Origin of the sequence: Paraburkholderia sediminicola (genome assembly GCF_046030555.1) — a bacterium.
GTDB classification, from domain to species: Bacteria; Pseudomonadota; Gammaproteobacteria; order Burkholderiales; family Burkholderiaceae; genus Paraburkholderia; species Paraburkholderia sediminicola_E.
In genome coordinates this window covers 24928-42037 of record NZ_JAQQCH010000021.1, presented here as the reverse complement: position 1 = coordinate 42037, position 17110 = coordinate 24928, and the positions used below count along the sequence as shown (strand labels likewise).

The following is a 17110-nucleotide window of genomic DNA, read 5'->3' as shown; positions in this document are numbered from 1 at the left end:
GCTTACGCGCGACACTCCTATAATCGTCTCACTAATAAAGCACTGTCTCATATATAAAACACATAACAATCTGATCCGGCCCCCGGATCGTACCTTGGAGAACTGAAAGTGAAGCGTTGGACGGGGTTTTTTCTCGCAGCAGGCATCGCCACGGGCGCGAACGCGCAGAGCTCGATCACCTTGTACGGCACGGTCGATAACGGCGTGAACTACGTCAGCAATGTCGGCGGAGCCAGGAAGTATTTCACCTCGGCGGGTATCGGTCAGCCAGACCGGCTCGGCCTGCGCGGCGAGGAGTATCTCGGCGACGGCATGCGCGCTATCTTCCAACTGGAAAACGGCTTCAATACGACCACCGGATCGCTGATCAATAGCGGCGTCCTGTGGAATCGCGAAGCCTACGTCGGACTGGCAAGCAGCACCTACGGCGTGCTCACGCTCGGCCATCAGACCGATTTCCTGCAAGACTTCGCGCTACGCTATTCAAACGGTTTCTTCCAGCACAACCTGTACGCGTACCACCCCGGCAACCTGGACAACCTCGCCAACTCGTCGCAGGTCGACAACTCGGTGAAATACATCACCAACGATTATCGCGGCTTCATGGCCGGCGCGATGTACGGCTTTTCAGGCGGCGCAACCTCGCTCGGTCGCACACTCGGCGGCTTTGCGCGCTATCAGAACGGGCCGCTGTCGGTCGCGGCGATGTATGTGAGTATCAACGGCCGCACCTTCGATTTCAGCTCGCGGATGGGCTTCAACAGCCTGTTCGGCCAGAACGGCTTGACCAGCACCAACGTGTTCCGCTCGGAGGCCGTGAACAATACCGCGATCGGCGCGTCGTACCGGTTCTCGCAACAGTGGAACGTACATGCGCTCTACACACGCAGCGAAGTGAAGGCGGCGGGCGGCTCCGGCAACATGTTCAATTACGATACCGGTGTCGAATACCAGAACACCGTCGCCAATGCATTGACACTGGGCTATTCCTATTCGGCGTTCAATCACGTGCACTGGAATCAGCTCGAAGCGGGCGACATGTACTCCTTGTCGAAGGCGACCCAGTTGCAGGCACAAGTGACCTATCAACAAGCCAGCGGCAATGGCGTCGCCGACATTTACACAGTCGGTCCGGCAAGCGGGCACGAGCAACTGCTGGTGCGCGTCGGCATGTATCACCTGTTCTGAATTTCCCGAGTTTGCTGAGCGGCGTTGTCTGAACGCGCCGCTCACCGTTACCTTGAACGAGAGCCTGTCATGTCCGCTTCACGCCCCACCCGGGTACGCTACTGGATGCTGTTGCTGGTATTCGTTGGCACTGTCATCAACTATCTGGACCGCGCCAATCTCGCGGTCGCCGCGCCGCTGCTGAAAAACGAATTCGGGCTCGGCCCGGTCGAACTCGGTTTCATCTTCTCGGCATATTCATGGACGTATGTGCTGGCCAACATTCCGGGCGGCTGGGTGGTCGACCGCTTCGGCTCGCGCGTGATGTACGCTCTGGCGATTTTCAGCTGGTCCGTCTTCACCTTCGCACAAGGTTTCGCGGGCCGCTTCGCGACGCTGTTCGGTTTGCGTCTGGGTGTCGGCGTGGCTGAAGCACCGACCTTCCCTGTCAATAACCGCGTCGTCTCGATCTGGTTCGCGCAGCGCGAGCGCGGTTTTGCGACCAGCGTGTACCTGGTCGGTCAGTACATCGGCATGGCCGCGCTCACGCCGGCGTTGTTCTGGATCGCGCATAGCTACGGCTGGCGCGAGATCTTTATCCTGACCGGCGCACTCGGCATCGTGTGGGCCGGCATCTGGTATGCGATGTATCGCGACCCGGATCAAAGCAAATGGGTCAACACCGCAGAACTGGAGCATATCCGCAGTGGTGGCGCCCTGGTCGAAGCGAAGGACGCGCCGCAACAGCGTTCGTTTCCATGGCGCAAGCTCGGCATACTGTTTCGCAACCGTCAGATCATCGCGATCTGCGCCGGCAAGTTTGCGTCGCTGTCGTCGCTGTATTTCTTCCTGACCTGGTTCCCGACCTACCTGATCTCCGAACGTCATATGACGATTCTGAAGGCCGGCAGCGTGAGCGCCGTGCCTTTCGTCGCGGCGTCTTTCGGCGTGGTCGCGGGCGGCTTGTTGTCGGACTGGATGCTACGCCGTGGCGCGTCGGTTGCAACCGCCCGCAAGACGCCCATTATGACCGGCCTGCTGCTGGTACCGACCATGACCCTCGCGGTATTGACCGACACCAACTGGGTCGTGATCGCGATCATGTCGTTTGCGTTCTTCGCACAAGGCGTGGCGTCCGCGTCGTGGTCGCTAGTGGCGGACATTGCGCCGGAAGGGATGGTGGGAATCACCGGCGGCGCAGTCAATTTCGCCGGCAACCTGTCGGGTATCGTCACGCCGATCGCGATCGGCTTCATCTTGCGAGCAACCGGGTCGTTCGGCTGGGCATTGGGGCTCATCAGCATCTTCGCGGTGATCGCCGTGTTGTGCTACACCTTCCTGCTCGGCGAAGTGAAGCGTATCGAGATCGACGATGCGCCCGACGACCGCAATGGCGGCCACCGCAATGGCGGCCACCGCAATGGCGACCGCCGTGCGGCTAGCGACACGGCGCGCGAAACGAGCGTTTGACGCGCTCGGCACTGGTCGACATGGGCGAGTGAGAGGTGGATATAGAACAGCCTCGCCGGGTTCCGATCCGGCGAGGCTTCGTTGAGTGAAGCAGCGGCGTCGAGTTGCCCCGTCCGCTTACTTTATCGTTTCGACGTGAACCCGCCGAAGAACGATTGCGCGTTCGCGTCGAGCGACTCGATGTGATACCCGCCTTCCTGCACGATCAGCGTCGGCAGCTTCAGCGCGCCGAGCTTACCGCCTAGTTTGCCGAAGCCTTCGGTCGTCACGGCCACCATCGATTGCGGATCGTCCTTGTAGATGTCGAAGCCCAGTGCAACGACCAACGCGTCCGGTTGGAAACGTGCGACCACACGCAACGCCGCATCCAGTTGCTCGAAAAACACCGCTTCCGACGAGCCATGCGGCATTGGCAGATTGACGTTATAGCCCTCGCCTTGCTGCGCGCCACGTTCGTCTTCGAAACCGGCCACCACGGGATAGAAATTCGTGGGATCGCCATGAATCGACACGTACAGCACGTCGTCACGGCCGTAGAAAATCTCCTGAATACCTTGGCCGTGGTGCATGTCCGTATCGAGAATCGCGACGCGCCCGTACTTCTGCCGCAGCGCTTGCGCCGCGACCGCCGCGTTGTTCAGATAGCAGAAGCCCCCTGCCGCTTCGGCACGCGCATGATGGCCAGGCGGGCGGCATAACGCGTACGCTTCACTCGCGCCGTCGAGAATCGCGTGCGCGCCGGCCAACGCGCTTTGCGCGGACCAGTAAGCGGATTCGTAGGTATCCGCACCGACCGGGCAACTGCCATCGGCGAGATAGCGTGCCGCTTGCGCAAGCACACCACGTAAAGGATTATTCTCGCGGATGTATATGTTCGACATCACCTCGTCGCCCCATTCCGCCGGAATTTTCTTCCACTCGCGCTGCGCTTCTTCAAGGAAGCGCAGATAGTTCATCCCATGCACGTCGGCGAGCGGCGCAGCGCCGAAATCCGCCGGTTCACGCACGTCGAAGCCGAGCTTCTTCGCGGCTTCGACGAGCCGCAATGCGCGCTCGGGCACTTCCTGCGGCGAGCGCATCTGGCCACGCGACAGATAGCTGCGCGGATGATGCTTCAACTGTGCCGGGTGAAAAAATGTCTGCATGGTCCAGTTCCTTTGCTTCAGGCGTATTCAGCTGTATTCAGGCGCACTCAGGCACACTCAGGCGTAAGCCGGTGCGGCCACCTTCGCACGCGCCAGCACCGCATTGATCAACACATTCGCACCGGCGGTCACGTCGCCGGGCAATGCATCCTCGGCTTCATTGTGCGAGAGGCCGTCGACACACGGAATAAACACCATCGCGGTCGGCACATGCCGTGCCAGATGAATCGCATCGTGCCCCGCACCGCTGACGATACGCTCATAAGCGTAGCCGAGTTGCTGCGTCGCCTGTTCAACCAGCGCGACACAACCGGTATCGAAGGGTGTCGCAGGACTTTTCCAGTAAGTCGAGACCGCGGCTTGCAAACCGCGTTGCGTGGCGATTTGCTCGAATGCGACGCGCACGTCGCGCTCCATGGCGTCGATCTGTGCGTCGTCGGGATGACGAAGATCGACGGTGAATGAGACTTTTCCAGCGATCGTATTGCGCGATGAATTCGGCACGTCGATCTGGCCGATCGTGACCAGTCCCGAAGGCGCGTAGCGTTGGGCGATGGTCTCAAGCTCGAGCGCCATAGCCGAGGCGGCAAAGAAAGCATCTTTTCTATAAGGCATCGGCGTCGTGCCGGCGTGCGCCGCGACGCCGGTCACTTCGACGTCGAGCCAGCGAATCGCCTGACCGCCGGTGACGACACCGATCGGATGCCCGTGGCTTTCGAGAATCGGTCCCTGTTCGATATGCGCTTCGAAATACGCTTCAACCTGATTCGCATCCAGATGACGTGCATTTTCATAGCCACACGCTTTGAGCGCATCGGCCAGCGTCACGCCTTGTGCATCTTGCGTATCCAATGCCGCTTGCAAGGGCGTCGCACCGACGAACACCGCCGAGCCGAGCATCGCAGGCGTGAAGCGTGCGCCTTCCTCGTTGGTCCACGCGACGATTTCAATCGGGTGATGCGTCTGGATGTTCTGATCGTTCAGACTCCGAATCACTTCCAATGCGGCCAGCACCCCATAGACGCCATCGAAGCGGCCGCCTTCCGGCTGTGTGTCGAGATGGCTGCCGATCAACACAGGCTTCACGTCAACACGTGTTCCTGCGCGGCGCGCAAACAGATTACCCACTTTGTCCGTATGCACCGTCATGCCCGCCTGCTCGCACCAGCCGGCAAATAACTCACGCCCGTGGCGGTCTTCTTCCGTCAGCGCCAGACGCCGGACGCCACCGCGCGCGGTCGCGCCTATCTTCGCCATCTCCATCAAGCTCGCCCAAAGGCGTTTTCCATCGACTTTCAACATCTTTGATTTCCCTCTGATTCAATGTACCGGCAGTGCTTCGGGGGCATCGGCACGACGGTGTTTCAGCGCATCCAGCGCGACGATGCACGACAACGAGATGCCCGCGAGACACGTGTAAAACACCGCAAGCGGCCACCACTGGCCAACGAATTTGTGGGCGATCCATGTCCCCGCCAGCGGCGTCAAACCGCCTGCGATCGCTCCGCACACCTGGTACGAAAGGGAGATCGCGGAATAGCGTACACGCACCGGAAACACACCGCTGACAAAGCCCGCGATCACCGAATAGAAACTCGCCATACACACCACCGCAAGCGCGATGCCGACAATCATCGACAGTCGGCTGCCGCTTTGCACGAGCGTGAACATCGGATACGGCGAGAGCATCGCGGCAAACGCGGCGAGCTTCAGGAAGCGCGCACCGCCAATCTTTTCAGCAAGCCATGCGGCCAGCGGCTGCGCCAGAAACTGGATGATTGCGACCGCGAACAGACAATCGAGAATCAGCGATTTCGACACGCCGATGTTTTGCGTGGTGTACGAAATCATGAAGGTATTGGTGAAATACACACCCGCAATACCGATTGTGTTCGCGCCGATGCACAGCGCAACGAGCGCGCCGGAAGAACGGAACACTTCGGCGATGGGTAACTCGACGGTACGCTTCGCATCTTTCTCGCGCTGGAATTCCGGCGATTCGTTCACGCCCATGCGGATAAAGATGCCGACCGCGAGCAGCACCGCGCTCGCCAGAAATGGCAGGCGCCAGCCATATGCAATGAAATCGTCGTGCGGCATCGACGTGACCGCGCGAAATGCGATGAGCGAAAGAATCAATCCGGCCGGGCTGCCCAGTTGCGCGAACGAAGCGAAGAAGGTGCGCCGCCCTTGCGGCGCATGTTCGCCGGCCATCAGTACGGCGCCACCCCACTCGCCGCCCACGGCCACACCTTGCACCACGCGCAGCAACACCAGCAGCACGGGCGCAAGTACGCCGACTTTCGTATAAGCCGGCAGCAAGCCCACGCAAACGGTCGCGACGCCCATCATCATCAGCGTCGTCATCAGCGCCTTCTTGCGGCCGATGCGGTCGCCCAGGTGGCCGAAGATCACGCCGCCGATCGGCCGCGCAAAGAAGCCGACCGCGAAGGTCGCGAACGACGCCATCGTGCTGACAAACGGATCGTGCGAGGGAAAGTACAACTCGCCGAACACCAGCGCGGCGGCGGTGGCGTAGATGTAAAAGTCATACCACTCGATCATCGTGCCGATGAAAGCGGCGCTTGCCGCTCGCACGGGCTGACGGGTGGCTTGGGTTGAAGCGTTCATGGCGGCTCCTCAGTCGCGATTCCTGAGATCAGGGCATCTTGTGAGGTCTTTTATCGCCAGCCATAAAACATTAGTCAAATTTCGGTTTATTATCTCAACTATAAATTTGGCTAATATAGAAGGCGGTTCCATGACGCAACTGCGTGCGGACGTGACGCGTTTTTTGAATGACAGGCTCGACTGGAACCTGCTGCGCACCTTCCTCGTCATCATGCAGGAGCGCAGCGTGAGCCGTGCCGCGGCCCGTTTACATCTGACGCAACCCGCGGTCAGCCAGGCGCTCAAGCGGCTTGAAGACACGCTCGGGCGCAACCTGATCCAGCGCCGCGGCCCGCACTTCGAACCGACCCGCGCCGGCGAGGAGGTGTACCGGATCGCCAGCGATATTTACGGCCACATGTCGCGGCTCGAAACCGAACTCGACGACCGCAGCGACGACATCACCGGGTCGATCCGGCTCCTGACGGTAAGCCGCATCGACTCCGGCGTCTATGACGAATTCCTCGCGGAATTCCACAAGACCTATCCGCGCGTGGACTTGCAGATCGAAGTGATGCGCTCGTCGGACATCATTTCGTCGTTGCTGCAAAAGACGGCCACGGCCGGTCTCGGTCTGTGCCGAACACCCGTCGACAAACTCGAGCAACGCTGTTTTCTGCGGCAACGATATGCGCTTTTTTGCGGGCGGCATCATCGGCTATTCGGGCGGCATGCCCTCTCGATCGATCAATTGCTCGCGGAAAACTTCGTATCGTTCACCAGCGACCAGATCGGCGACAGCCTCTCGCCGCTTACCGTGTTTCGCGATCAACGCGGCTTCACCGGACGCATCGTGGCGGCCTCGCCGAGCCTCGACGAAGTGCGCCGGCTGATCTTCGCGGGATATGGCATCGGCTGCCTGCCCGAGCACATCGTGCGCGACGATCTCGCGCAGCAACGGCTATGGCGACTGCCGCCCGAAGAGGGACTGGTGGATGTCGACATCGATCTGCTGTGGTTGCGCGCCCGCAAGATGAACGCCGCCGAGCAGGCGTTTCTCGACGGCATGGAGCGCACAATGCAGCGCTACGCGCTACCCGAGCGGCTTGCGCCGCGTTGATTGGGGATCAACGGGAAGCCTCGCTGATTTCAGCGCTTACGGTTGAGCGCAATCTGCGTCGCGATGCTTGCCAGCACCGCCAATGCGCCGAGCGTATCCAGAATAGTCGGCCACACGATCCAGCCCTCCTTCATACACGGTACGATTTTCTATCAAACGAATGCACGCGCCAGCAACTGAATGCCCAGGGCGGGCAGCACGGCGAGCAGGGATTCGCCCAGATCGCCGACGGCAAACGCGGCGACCGGAGAAAGCGCTAGTGCGGCACCTGGCGGGTGTCCAGGGATAGCGACGGTGCACGGCTTGACACCCCTATTATCAGCGGCATTTATTCCATAACCGATTTTTAATCGATTTGCCTGATTGTCGGCGGTTTCTTATCCTTGACGCACAACCGGACGCCGCGCAATGCATGCGGCGTCCGCTCTGCCCCTCTCTGTCCTTTGGCCAGCAAGATCATGGAAAGAACCACCTTCAGCGTACGCGTCGACAGCGTGCGTGACGAAGCGCACGGCGTGCGCTCGTTCAGCGTATCGCGTGTGGACAGACAACCGTTCGACCGCTACGAACCCGGCGCCCATATCGACGTCACTGGGCCCTCTGGCATCACGCGGCAATATTCTTTGTGCGGCGACCCGGATCATCGTGAAGCGCACCTGTTTGCCGTCAAGCGTGAAGACGCGTCGCGCGGCGGCTCGCGCTCGCTGCATGACGACGTGACGGTCGGTTGCGAATTGACGATCGGCGCGCCGCGCAATCTGTTCCAACTCGCGTCCGGAGCGAGCGAACACATTCTGATTGCGGCAGGCATCGGCGTCACACCGTTATTGAGCATGGCGTACCGGTTGCTCAAGCAGGAGCAGCGTTTCGTGTTGCATTATTTCGCGCGCAGTGCGGAGCACGCGGCGTTCTTGCCGTTGCTGTCGCGCGCACCGTTCAGTGATTTCGTGCGGCCTCATTTCGGCGTCGAAAAAGAACTGCTCGATGCGGTGCTGGCCGACTGTGTGGCAAGTGCGCGCGAGGGGTCGCATATTTATACTTGCGGCCCAGGGCCCTTCATGGAGCGTGTGGTGGCGATCGGCGAACAGCGCGTGGCTGCCGAGGCGATTCACCTTGAACGCTTCGCCGCCGGGCCCGCTTCGGCGGCCAGTGACGAATCGAACATGCTCGATTCATTCGACGTGCGCATCGCCAGCAGCGGTGCAACGGTACACGTGGACAAACACACCACGATCGTCGCGGCGCTGGCATCGATCGGCATCGAAGTCGATACGTCATGTGGTGAAGGCGTATGCGGGACCTGTATGGTCGACGTGGTGAGCGGCACACCCGAGCATCGCGATCATTGCCTGAGCAAAGCGGAACGCGCAAGCGGCAAGGTGATCTGCTGCTGCGTCTCACGCGCTACTTCGCCACTGCTGGTACTCGATCTTTAAGACTTAATCTTCCATGCAATCCGGTGCTGCATTCGCAGCACCTTCTCTCTCGCGTCCTTACCGGTCGTCGTCGCGAATCGACGATGCATGCCGGCACAGCGCGCGTACTTCGACATTCATATATGGAAACAGCGGCAACTGGCTCAGCACATCGTGCAGATGCGCGGGGCTTTCCACGTCGAACACGCTGATATTCGCGTAGCGGCCGGCAATGCGCCACAGGTGGCGCCATACGCCCTCCTGCTGCAGCTTCTGCGACATCGCTTTTTCATCGGACTTCAAACGCGCAGCGCGCTCCGCGTCCATGTCGGGCGGCAGGTTGACGGTCATCTCAACGTGAAACAGCATGATTGCTCTCCTTCTCTTATCGGTAATAAAAAACCCTGGCTAGCCGGAAAACTACGCCGCGCAGCCAGGGTCGATAGATTTATGCGGTACGTCTATGCCCTTTCGGGCCTCAGAGCGTCAGAACCTCAGGCTTCGGCTCGCACGCGCTCCACTTCCGCGCCCGGCAGATTGTCGCGGTCCTTGAACAGCGTGAAGTCGAAATCGATCAGCGCGAACTTGCCCTCCACGCCGTAGGGCTTGCCTTCCGCACCCTCGGCCTGCTTGACGGCCGGCACGAGGCCGTCGCGCGTGGCGAAGGCGAAGTCGTCCCACAGATACGGATCGCCGTCGATGTTGATCTGCGTGGTCAGCTTGCGGCAGTCCGGCGCCGAGATAAAGAAGTGGATATGCGCCGGACGATGCCCATGACGGCCTAACTGATCGAGCAACAACTGCGTCTGCCCTTGCGGCGGCACCGAGTAACCCACCGGCACCACGCTGCGGAAGCTGTACCTGCCTTCGGCGTCCGTGCGAATCGAGCGGCGCAGATTGAAGGCCGGCTGCGACTTGTCGAAGTACGAGTAGTTGCCAAGGTGATTCGCGTGCCACACCTCAACCAGCGCATTCGCGAGCGGCTTGCCGTCTTCGCCGAACACGCGACCGCGCATTACCAGCGTCTGACCGGGATCGGTGCCGTCGTCGAGTCGTGCATGTCCCTCGGACACGGGTGCGCCGGCCACATACAACGGGCCTTCGATGGTGCGCGGCGTGCCGCCTTCGATCCCGGCCTTGGCTTCCGCTTCGTCCATACGCAGATCGAGAAAATGCTCGAAGCCGAGGCCTGCGGCCAGCAGGCCGAGCTCGCCGCTCTTGCCCGCGTCGCCGAGATAGTTCAGCGCGGTCCAGAATTCGGCCGGTTGCACGTCGAGGTCTTCGATCGTATAGAACAGATCGCGAACGATGCGGTTGACGATCTGCTTCGTGCGCGGATTGCCTTCGCTGGTGGCGCTGTCGTTGATCTTCTGCAGCAGCGCGTCGATAGCTTGCTTGTTCATGGGGTATCTCCTTCGTTTAATGGTCTTGGCGGCTAGCGGATGAACCGTCAGTTCGTGGTGACGCTTGCGCCCTTGCGCGTATCGCGCCGCAGGCGGTCGATCTTGTCCCAGTCGAGCGTGATGCCCAGACCCGGCCCTTCCGGAAGATGCAAAGCAAAATTCTCGTAGCGCAGCGGTTCAATGAGAATCTCTTCGGTCAGCAGCAACGGTCCGAACAGTTCAGTGCCCCACTTCAGTTCGCCGAAGGTGCTGAAGAGTTGCGCCGAGGCAATCGTGCCCACCGCGCCTTCGAGCATCGTGCCGCCATACAGGTCGATGTTCGCGGCGAGCGCAATCGCCGCCACATTCGCAGCGCCAGTCAGACCGCCCGATTGCGCGATCTTGACGGCGAAAACATCGGCCGCACGCGCGCTGGCGATGGCGAACGCATCCGCCGGGCCGTGCAATGCTTCGTCCGCCATGATCGGCACCAGAGCGAGATCGGTCAGACGTTTGAGGCCCGCGCGATTCTCCGCGGCGATTGGCTGCTCGATCAGTGCAACACCTGCGTCGGCGAAGCGCTTGCCGGCCCAGATCGCTTCGGATTCGGTCCACGCCTGGTTCACGTCGACACGCACTTCACCGCGTCCTTCCAGCGCTTTCTGAATGGCCACAACGTGCGCAACGTCGTCGGCAACGGCGCGCGAGCCGATCTTCAGTTTGAACACGCGATGCCGCCTCGCTTCGAAAACGCGCTCGGCCTCGTCGATATCGCGGGTCGTGTCACCACTTGCGAGGGTCCACGCCACGTCCACCGAATCGCGTACGCGGCCGCCGAACAGCTCCGACAAGGGCACGCCGAGGCGCTGTGCCTGGGCATCGAACAAAGCAGTTTCGACCGCCGATCTGGCAAAGCGGTTGCCCTGAAACAGCGCGCGCAGCTTCGCCATCGCCGCGCCTGGACGGGTTGCGTCCATGTCTTTGAGCAGCGGCGCGAAGTACGTATCGATGTTGACCTTGATACTTTCCGGGCTTTCCTCGCCGTATGCGAGGCCGCCAATGGTCGTGCCCTCGCCCACGCCGACCACGCCGTCGGCGCAGCGAATGCGCACCAGCACGAGCGTCTGGCAGTTCATCGTTGCGACCGAGAGCCGGTGTGGACGAATCGTCGGTACGTCGACGAGAATCGTCTCCACGCTCTCGATCTTCACGGGTGTTGCTATCATTCGTTGCCCTCCTGAACCGCTTTCCGGGAGCTCCATAGTAGAAACAACCCGCGAAGCAGTCCAACACCGATTCCGACTACTTCCATACCTTAGAGGTATGCATGGAACTTCGCCAACTCCGCTATTTCATCGCGGTCGCCGAAGAAATGAACATCACGCGGGCAGCTAACCGCCTGCATATGACGCAGCCGCCGCTCAGCCGCCAGATCCAGCAGATCGAGGAAAGCGTCGGCTTGCCGTTGTTCGAACGCGGCTCGCGGCCGCTGCGGCTGACCGAAGCCGGCCGGATTTTCTATGCGCAGGCGAGCCGTCTGGTCGGGCAAGCCGACGAACTCGCCCCGCTCACGCGACGCCTCGCGCAACTGGCCGAGCGCATCGTGATCGGCTTCGTGCCGTCCACGCTCTATGGCGCGCTGCCCGCCGTGATCCGCGCGTTTCGTGAGGCTGCGCCGCATATCGAGTTGTCGCTGATTGAAATGTTCACGATCGAGCAACTCGCCGCCCTCAAGGGCGGCCGTATCGATGTCGGTTTCGGCCGCTTGCGTTTCGACGATGCGCAATTGGCGCGCGAAGTGCTCGTCGAAGAACGGATGATTGCCGCACTGCCGCAAGACCATCCGCTCGCGCGCCAGAAGAAGCCGTTGACGCTTGCCGCGCTCGCGCAGGAAACGTTGATCGTCTATCCGAGCACGCCGCGACCGAGCTATGCGGACCAGCAACTATCGGCGATGCATGACCATGCGCTGGAGCCCAAGGCCGTTCATGAAGTGAGGGAATTGCAAACCGCACTGGGCCTGGTCGCGGCGCAAGTCGGCGTGTGTCTCGTACCGGAAAGTGTGGAAGGTTTGCGCGCGCATGGCGTGGTGTACCGGCCGGTTCCGGCCGCCAATATCGTGTCGCCGATTATCATGAGCCGCCGTCTGCAGGATGAATCGCCGACGACTATCCTGTTGTGTTCGCTAGCTCGGGAGTTGTTCAAACGGGCCTGAAGCGTCAACGCTCGTCGAACCGCCGCACGATGTCGCCCATCAGATCGCGCAACCACACATTGCCCTCGTCCTGATCGAAATGCTCGTGCCAATGCATTGTGACCGCCGCCATGGGCAACGTGACAGGCAACTCATAGAGCTGGAACTCGCCGTCCCGATTGAAAATCTGTGCAAGACGCCGCGGCAGCGTCGCGAACAGATCGGTCACGGCCAGCACGCTCGGCAAGGCCACGAAATGCGGCAATTCCAATGCAATATGGCGGCCCACACCTTGCGCGCGAAACGCGTCGTCGAGCGCGTAGTGGCTGTGCTCGACCGAGGTGATCTGCACGTGCGACGCGTCCAGAAACGCCTTCATGCTCAGCTCTTTTGTGCGCGGCAAACCGCGCCGTTTGCGTGTCATGCAAACGTAAGTCTCTTCGAATAACGCCTGATGACGCGTGCGCGCGGTCAACGTCGGCAGATTGCCGATTGCAAAATCGAGCCGGCTGCCACGCAAGGCATCTTCGATTTCTTCCACCGGCAGCGGCTCGATGCGCAATTTCACGCGCGGCGCCTGCCGGTGCAACGCCTCACAAATCGGCGGCAGGTACGCCAACTCCCCCGCATCGGACAGCGACAAGCGGAACGTGCGCGTGCTCACGGCCGGATCGAAGTGCTCCGCGTAACGCAGCGCTTCACGAACCGTATCCAGCGCCCGCGCAACAATACCCGACAGTTCGAGCGCAATCGGCGTGGGCTGCATGCCGGCACGCGTGCGAATGAACAGTGGATCGTCGAACAGCGTCCGCAAACGCCCCAGCGAATAACTGATCGCGGGCTGTGACAACGCAAGCCGCAGGCCGGCCCGCGTGAGGCTGCGTTCCTCGACGATCACCTGGAAAACGCGCAGCAGATTGAGGTCGACGTGATCCAGCGAATTCATCGAGATATCCATGAGATTGATCTTATGGTTTATTTTAGATCAATTTGACGCATATCAGTCGCTCAGCGAGACTTTGCTTCATCGACCACCCACATACGACTCCGATGAGCGAATCCTCATATCAGACCGTCGATGCAAGCGCTTTGTACCAGCGCGCGCAGTCCGACCGCGTCGCCCCTTCCCTGTATTACGATCCGGCGGTTTTCGAAGCCGAACTCGAGCGGATTTTCTACAAGACGTGGATCTGGGTCGCGCACGAAAGCGAACTGCCGAATCCGGGCGACTTCCGCACCACCACGATCGGCCGCCAGCCAGTGATCGTGGTGCGCGACAAGAGCGGCGCCGTCAACGTGCTGCAAAACCGCTGCCGCCATCGCGGCGCGACGGTCTGTGAGCAACACAAGGGCAATGCGAAAGGCTTCACGTGCCCGTATCACAGCTGGACCTATGGCCTCGACGGCGCATTGCGCGCACTACCCTATGGCGACGGCTATGAAGGCGTGATCGACAAGACCGAGTTGCCGCTCGCCAGTCTGCGCGTGGGCATCTATCAAGGTCTGATCTTCGCAAGCTTCAATCAGGAAATCGAGCCACTCGAGGATTTCCTCGGCGGTGCCAAGCCGTGGATTGATCTGTTCATGAAGCAAGGCGCGGGCTATCCGATCAAAGCCAACGGCGAACATCGCTTCCGCTTTAACGGTAACTGGAAGATCCAGCTCGAAAACACCACCGACCTGTATCACTTCCCGGTCGTCCACAAATCGTGGATGAAATCGATCGACGACGAAACCGCCGCCGCGATCACGAGCTTCATGACGAGCGACGAAGCATTCTGCCGCTCGCTCGGCAACGGCCATAGCCTCGCCGTGCTCGTGCCGGAACTCGTCGATCTCGACAAGGACGACGGTGCGCCGATTCCTGAGCGCTTCCAGGAACTCGCCGCCACGCTTGGTGAAAAGCACACGCCCGACGAAGTGCGCCGCATCGTGCGATCGTTGATGGGGGTCGGTTTCAACCTGAATCTGTTCCCGAACCTCGCGCTGTCGATGGCGTTTTTCCGCGTGCTTCGCCCCATCTCCGCGAACGAAACCGAAATTCGCCATGTCGCCCTTGCGATGGACGGTGGCCCAGAAGAAGCGAACCGTGTGCGTCTGCGTATTCACGAACACTTCCAGGGCCCGTTCGGTTTCGGCAGCCCGGACGACGCCGAAGCATGGGAACGCGTGCAACGCGGCTCGCACGCCGGTCCCGATCTGCCGATCCTCGTGAACCGCGGACTGAATCGCGAGAGCACGGCGCCAAATGGCGAAAAGACCGCCCACGCCACCGATGAAACCGGGATGCGCGAAGCGTACGCGCAATGGCGCACGATGATGGAGCAAGCATGATGGACAACAGGAACACGCTGTTCTCGCAGCAGACCTTTGCCGGCGCGATCGAACTGATCTGGCGCGAAGCCGAATTGCTGGACCGCAAGGACTATCGCGAGTGGCTTTCGCTGTGGGATCCGGCAGGCTTTTACGTGGTGCCGATCGATCCCGACACCACCGACTTCGCCGCCGCGCTGAACTACGCGTACGACGATCAGGACATGCGCGAAAAACGCGTGCAACGCATGACGTCCGGCTATTCGGCCTCGGCGAGCGACGCCGCCCGCACCGTGCGCACGGTTTCGCGCTTCACTTTGACGAGCGACGCGAGCGACGAGGTCGAGGTAAGCTCGGCGCAGGTCATCGTCGCGTACAAACGGGGCAAGTCGACCTTGTTCGCGGCGGATCTCTCGCATCGCATCAGTTTCGCGAGTGGTGAGCCACGTATCGTGCAGAAGGTGATCCGTCTGATCGATTCGACCGAGGCGCTTAGCGCCATCGGGTTCCTGTTGTGATTGACGACGATTCGAGCGAAGTAAAACGATGCCCACACTAGAGGTTTATCTTCCGACCGGTCACGCGGAAACGCGTAAAGCACAACTGATTGCCGGTCTCACTCAGGCGACTGTCGATGCGATCGGCGCGCCCGCTGAATCGGTGCGGATTCTGCTGAGCGAATTGCCGCCGCAGGATTTCGGTGTAGGCGGTGTGAGCGCTTCGGATCGTGTAAGCCGCCGTGCCTCGCTGCTCGTGATCGTCGCGATCCTGATTGCAGGTCGCACGCCTGCACAAAAAATCGCGCTGATCGCCGCGCTCAGCGAAATGAGTGCTTCCGTACTCGATACGCCGCTCGACGCTGCCCGCGTGATGATCAAGGACATTCCGAATACCGACTTCGGTATCGGCGGCCAGACCGCGAAGTCGCTCGGACGCTAGCGTCCCTTCTTCCTACCAGCGAACCAGCGAGCACGACGATGCCAAACGACACGCTTTCTTCCATGGCCGTATCAGCCACCACGCCCGCAGCGCCCGCGACCTCGCGGACACTGCGGCGGATCATCGTCGCCTCCGTGCTCGGCAACGCGCTCGAATGGTACGACTTCTTTCTGTACGGCACGGCGGCGGCCCTGATCTTCGGGCCGCTGTTCTTCCCGCTGCACGGCGATCCGCTGATGGGTACGCTCGCCGCCTTCGCCGGCTTCGCGATCGGCTTTCTGGCGCGGCCGCTGGGCGGCATCGTGTTCGGCCACATCGGCGACCGGCATGGCCGCAAACGTGCGCTCGTCGTGACGCTGATGATGATGGGCGTGGCGACCTTCGGCATCGGTCTGTTGCCGACGTTCTCGCAAATCGGCGTCCTCGCCCCCATTGCACTCGTCTGTTTGCGGGTCGTGCAAGGCATCGCGTCCGGCGGCGAATGGGGCGGCGGCGTGCTACTGATCAGCGAGAGCGCGCCGGCCAATCGCCGTGGCTACTACGCATCCTTCAGTCAGCTGGGCGTGGCGGGTGGTTTCGTGTTGTCCGCGGCCGCTTTTTATCTGGTGCAGCGGCTACCGCTCGAGAGCTTCATGTCCTGGGGATGGCGCGTCCCGTTTCTCGCGAGCGTGCTGATCTTCGGCGTTGGTGTGTATATTCGCCGGAGCCTGCCCGAGAGCCGCGACTTCGCTACCGCCAAGCCAAAGCACATGCCGGTGCTGACCGTGCTGCGTAATCACCCGAAGCAGGTGTTGCAGGCGATGGGGCTGCGCGTGGCCGAAAACGGCGGCACGTATATTTTCCTGTCGTTCGTACTGGTGTATGGCAAGACGATCGGCGTGCCGGTTTCGGTGATGCTCGGTGGCGTGATGCTCGCGATGCTGCTCGAACTCGCCACGATCGTGCTGTGGGGCCGGTTATCGGATGTGATCGGGCGGCGACCGGTGTATATGATTGGCGCGCTTGGTCTCGTCGTGATCGCGTTTCCTGCGTTCTGGCTGATCGATACGCATGAACCGCTGCTCGTGTTCCTGTCGCTCGCATTAGGCTTGCCCTTCTGCCACGCCGCGATGATCGGCACACAGCCCGCGCTGATGGGCGAACTCTTTCCTACCGAGGTCCGCTATTCGGGCATGGCGCTAGGCCACGAAATCGCTTCGGTGTTTTCAGGCGGACTCGCGCCTCTGGTCGCTATCGCGCTGTATTCGAAGGTGCATGCGCCGTGGCCGGTCGCCCTGATGCTGATCGGTTTCGGTCTCATCACCGCGATCACGCTCGTGACCATTCCGAAGAACATCAACACCACGCATGATTGA

General features: G+C 61.1%; 16 protein-coding genes. 9 read left to right on the top strand and 7 right to left on the bottom strand.

Going from position 1 to position 17110, the window contains the following annotated elements; all coding sequences use genetic code 11:
• Positions 1-108 precede the first annotated feature (108 nt).
• Together PQQ52_RS26005 and PQQ52_RS26000 are read left to right on the top strand one after the other, a co-directional pair.
• On the top strand, positions 109-1188 hold the full coding sequence (locus tag PQQ52_RS26005) for a porin (protein WP_408217664.1): 1080 nt from the start codon (positions 109-111) through the stop codon (positions 1186-1188).
• Between the two features lie 69 nt (positions 1189-1257).
• Entirely contained in the window at positions 1258-2637 is a 1380-nt protein-coding gene (locus PQQ52_RS26000; protein ID WP_408217661.1) for an MFS transporter, read from the top strand.
• Positions 2638-2759: 122 nt separating this feature from the next.
• Here the strand turns inward: PQQ52_RS26000 and PQQ52_RS25995 are convergent, their stop codons facing one another.
• The 3 genes from PQQ52_RS25995 to PQQ52_RS25985 are packed head-to-tail and all read right to left on the bottom strand — an operon-like array spanning position 2760 to position 6413.
• The gene (locus PQQ52_RS25995) at positions 2760-3782 is read right to left on the bottom strand and encodes a histone deacetylase family protein (RefSeq protein ID WP_408217658.1); all 1023 of its coding nucleotides are present in this window, start codon (positions 3780-3782) and stop codon (positions 2760-2762) included.
• Between the two features lie 57 nt (positions 3783-3839).
• Positions 3840-5084, bottom strand: coding sequence for a Zn-dependent hydrolase (locus PQQ52_RS25990; RefSeq protein WP_408217656.1), 1245 nt, complete (start codon positions 5082-5084; stop codon positions 3840-3842).
• A gap of 18 nt (positions 5085-5102) precedes the next feature.
• Entirely contained in the window at positions 5103-6413 is a 1311-nt protein-coding gene (locus PQQ52_RS25985) for an MFS transporter (protein WP_408217653.1), read from the bottom strand.
• A gap of 139 nt (positions 6414-6552) precedes the next feature.
• On the opposite strand from PQQ52_RS25985, the gene PQQ52_RS25980 reads away from it, so the two are divergent.
• Together PQQ52_RS25980 and PQQ52_RS25975 are read left to right on the top strand one after the other, a co-directional pair.
• A complete protein-coding gene (locus tag PQQ52_RS25980) occupies positions 6553-7512 on the top strand; it encodes a LysR family transcriptional regulator (protein WP_074285949.1) in 960 nt (319 codons plus the stop codon).
• Positions 7513-7970: 458 nt separating this feature from the next.
• Positions 7971-8948: a PDR/VanB family oxidoreductase gene (locus PQQ52_RS25975; protein ID WP_408217650.1), complete on the top strand. Its 978-nt coding sequence runs from the start codon at positions 7971-7973 to the stop codon at positions 8946-8948.
• A 57-nt stretch (positions 8949-9005) separates the two neighbouring features.
• Here the strand turns inward: PQQ52_RS25975 and catC are convergent, their stop codons facing one another.
• From catC to catB2, 3 genes are all read right to left on the bottom strand, one after another.
• On the bottom strand, positions 9006-9296 hold the full coding sequence (catC, locus tag PQQ52_RS25970; protein WP_408217647.1) for a muconolactone Delta-isomerase: 291 nt from the start codon (positions 9294-9296) through the stop codon (positions 9006-9008).
• A 125-nt stretch (positions 9297-9421) separates the two neighbouring features.
• The gene (gene catA, locus PQQ52_RS25965; RefSeq protein ID WP_408217645.1) at positions 9422-10330 is read right to left on the bottom strand and encodes a catechol 1,2-dioxygenase; all 909 of its coding nucleotides are present in this window, start codon (positions 10328-10330) and stop codon (positions 9422-9424) included.
• Between the two features lie 47 nt (positions 10331-10377).
• The gene (gene catB2 / locus PQQ52_RS25960; protein ID WP_408217643.1) at positions 10378-11535 is read right to left on the bottom strand and encodes a muconate cycloisomerase CatB2; all 1158 of its coding nucleotides are present in this window, start codon (positions 11533-11535) and stop codon (positions 10378-10380) included.
• A gap of 101 nt (positions 11536-11636) precedes the next feature.
• Here catB2 and PQQ52_RS25955 point away from each other — a divergent pair, with 101 nt between their 5' ends.
• Complete coding sequence (locus PQQ52_RS25955; protein ID WP_408217641.1) at positions 11637-12524, top strand: LysR family transcriptional regulator; 888 nt, start codon at positions 11637-11639, stop codon at positions 12522-12524.
• Positions 12525-12528: 4 nt separating this feature from the next.
• Here the strand turns inward: PQQ52_RS25955 and PQQ52_RS25950 are convergent, their stop codons facing one another.
• Complete coding sequence (locus PQQ52_RS25950; RefSeq protein ID WP_408217638.1) at positions 12529-13449, bottom strand: LysR family transcriptional regulator; 921 nt, start codon at positions 13447-13449, stop codon at positions 12529-12531.
• Between the two features lie 104 nt (positions 13450-13553).
• Here PQQ52_RS25950 and PQQ52_RS25945 point away from each other — a divergent pair, with 104 nt between their 5' ends.
• The 4 genes from PQQ52_RS25945 to PQQ52_RS25930 are packed head-to-tail and all read left to right on the top strand — an operon-like array spanning position 13554 to position 17110.
• Positions 13554-14837: an aromatic ring-hydroxylating oxygenase subunit alpha gene (locus PQQ52_RS25945; RefSeq protein ID WP_408217635.1), complete on the top strand. Its 1284-nt coding sequence runs from the start codon at positions 13554-13556 to the stop codon at positions 14835-14837.
• The gene (locus tag PQQ52_RS25940; protein ID WP_408217632.1) at positions 14834-15334 is read left to right on the top strand and encodes an aromatic-ring-hydroxylating dioxygenase subunit beta; all 501 of its coding nucleotides are present in this window, start codon (positions 14834-14836) and stop codon (positions 15332-15334) included. The genes PQQ52_RS25945 and PQQ52_RS25940 overlap by 4 nt, the downstream gene beginning before the upstream one ends.
• A 28-nt stretch (positions 15335-15362) precedes the next feature.
• Positions 15363-15755 (top strand): tautomerase family protein, encoded by a 393-nt coding sequence (locus PQQ52_RS25935; protein ID WP_408217629.1) that lies wholly within the window; start codon positions 15363-15365, stop codon positions 15753-15755.
• A gap of 38 nt (positions 15756-15793) precedes the next feature.
• Positions 15794-17110 (top strand): MFS transporter, encoded by a 1317-nt coding sequence (locus tag PQQ52_RS25930; protein WP_408217626.1) that lies wholly within the window; start codon positions 15794-15796, stop codon positions 17108-17110.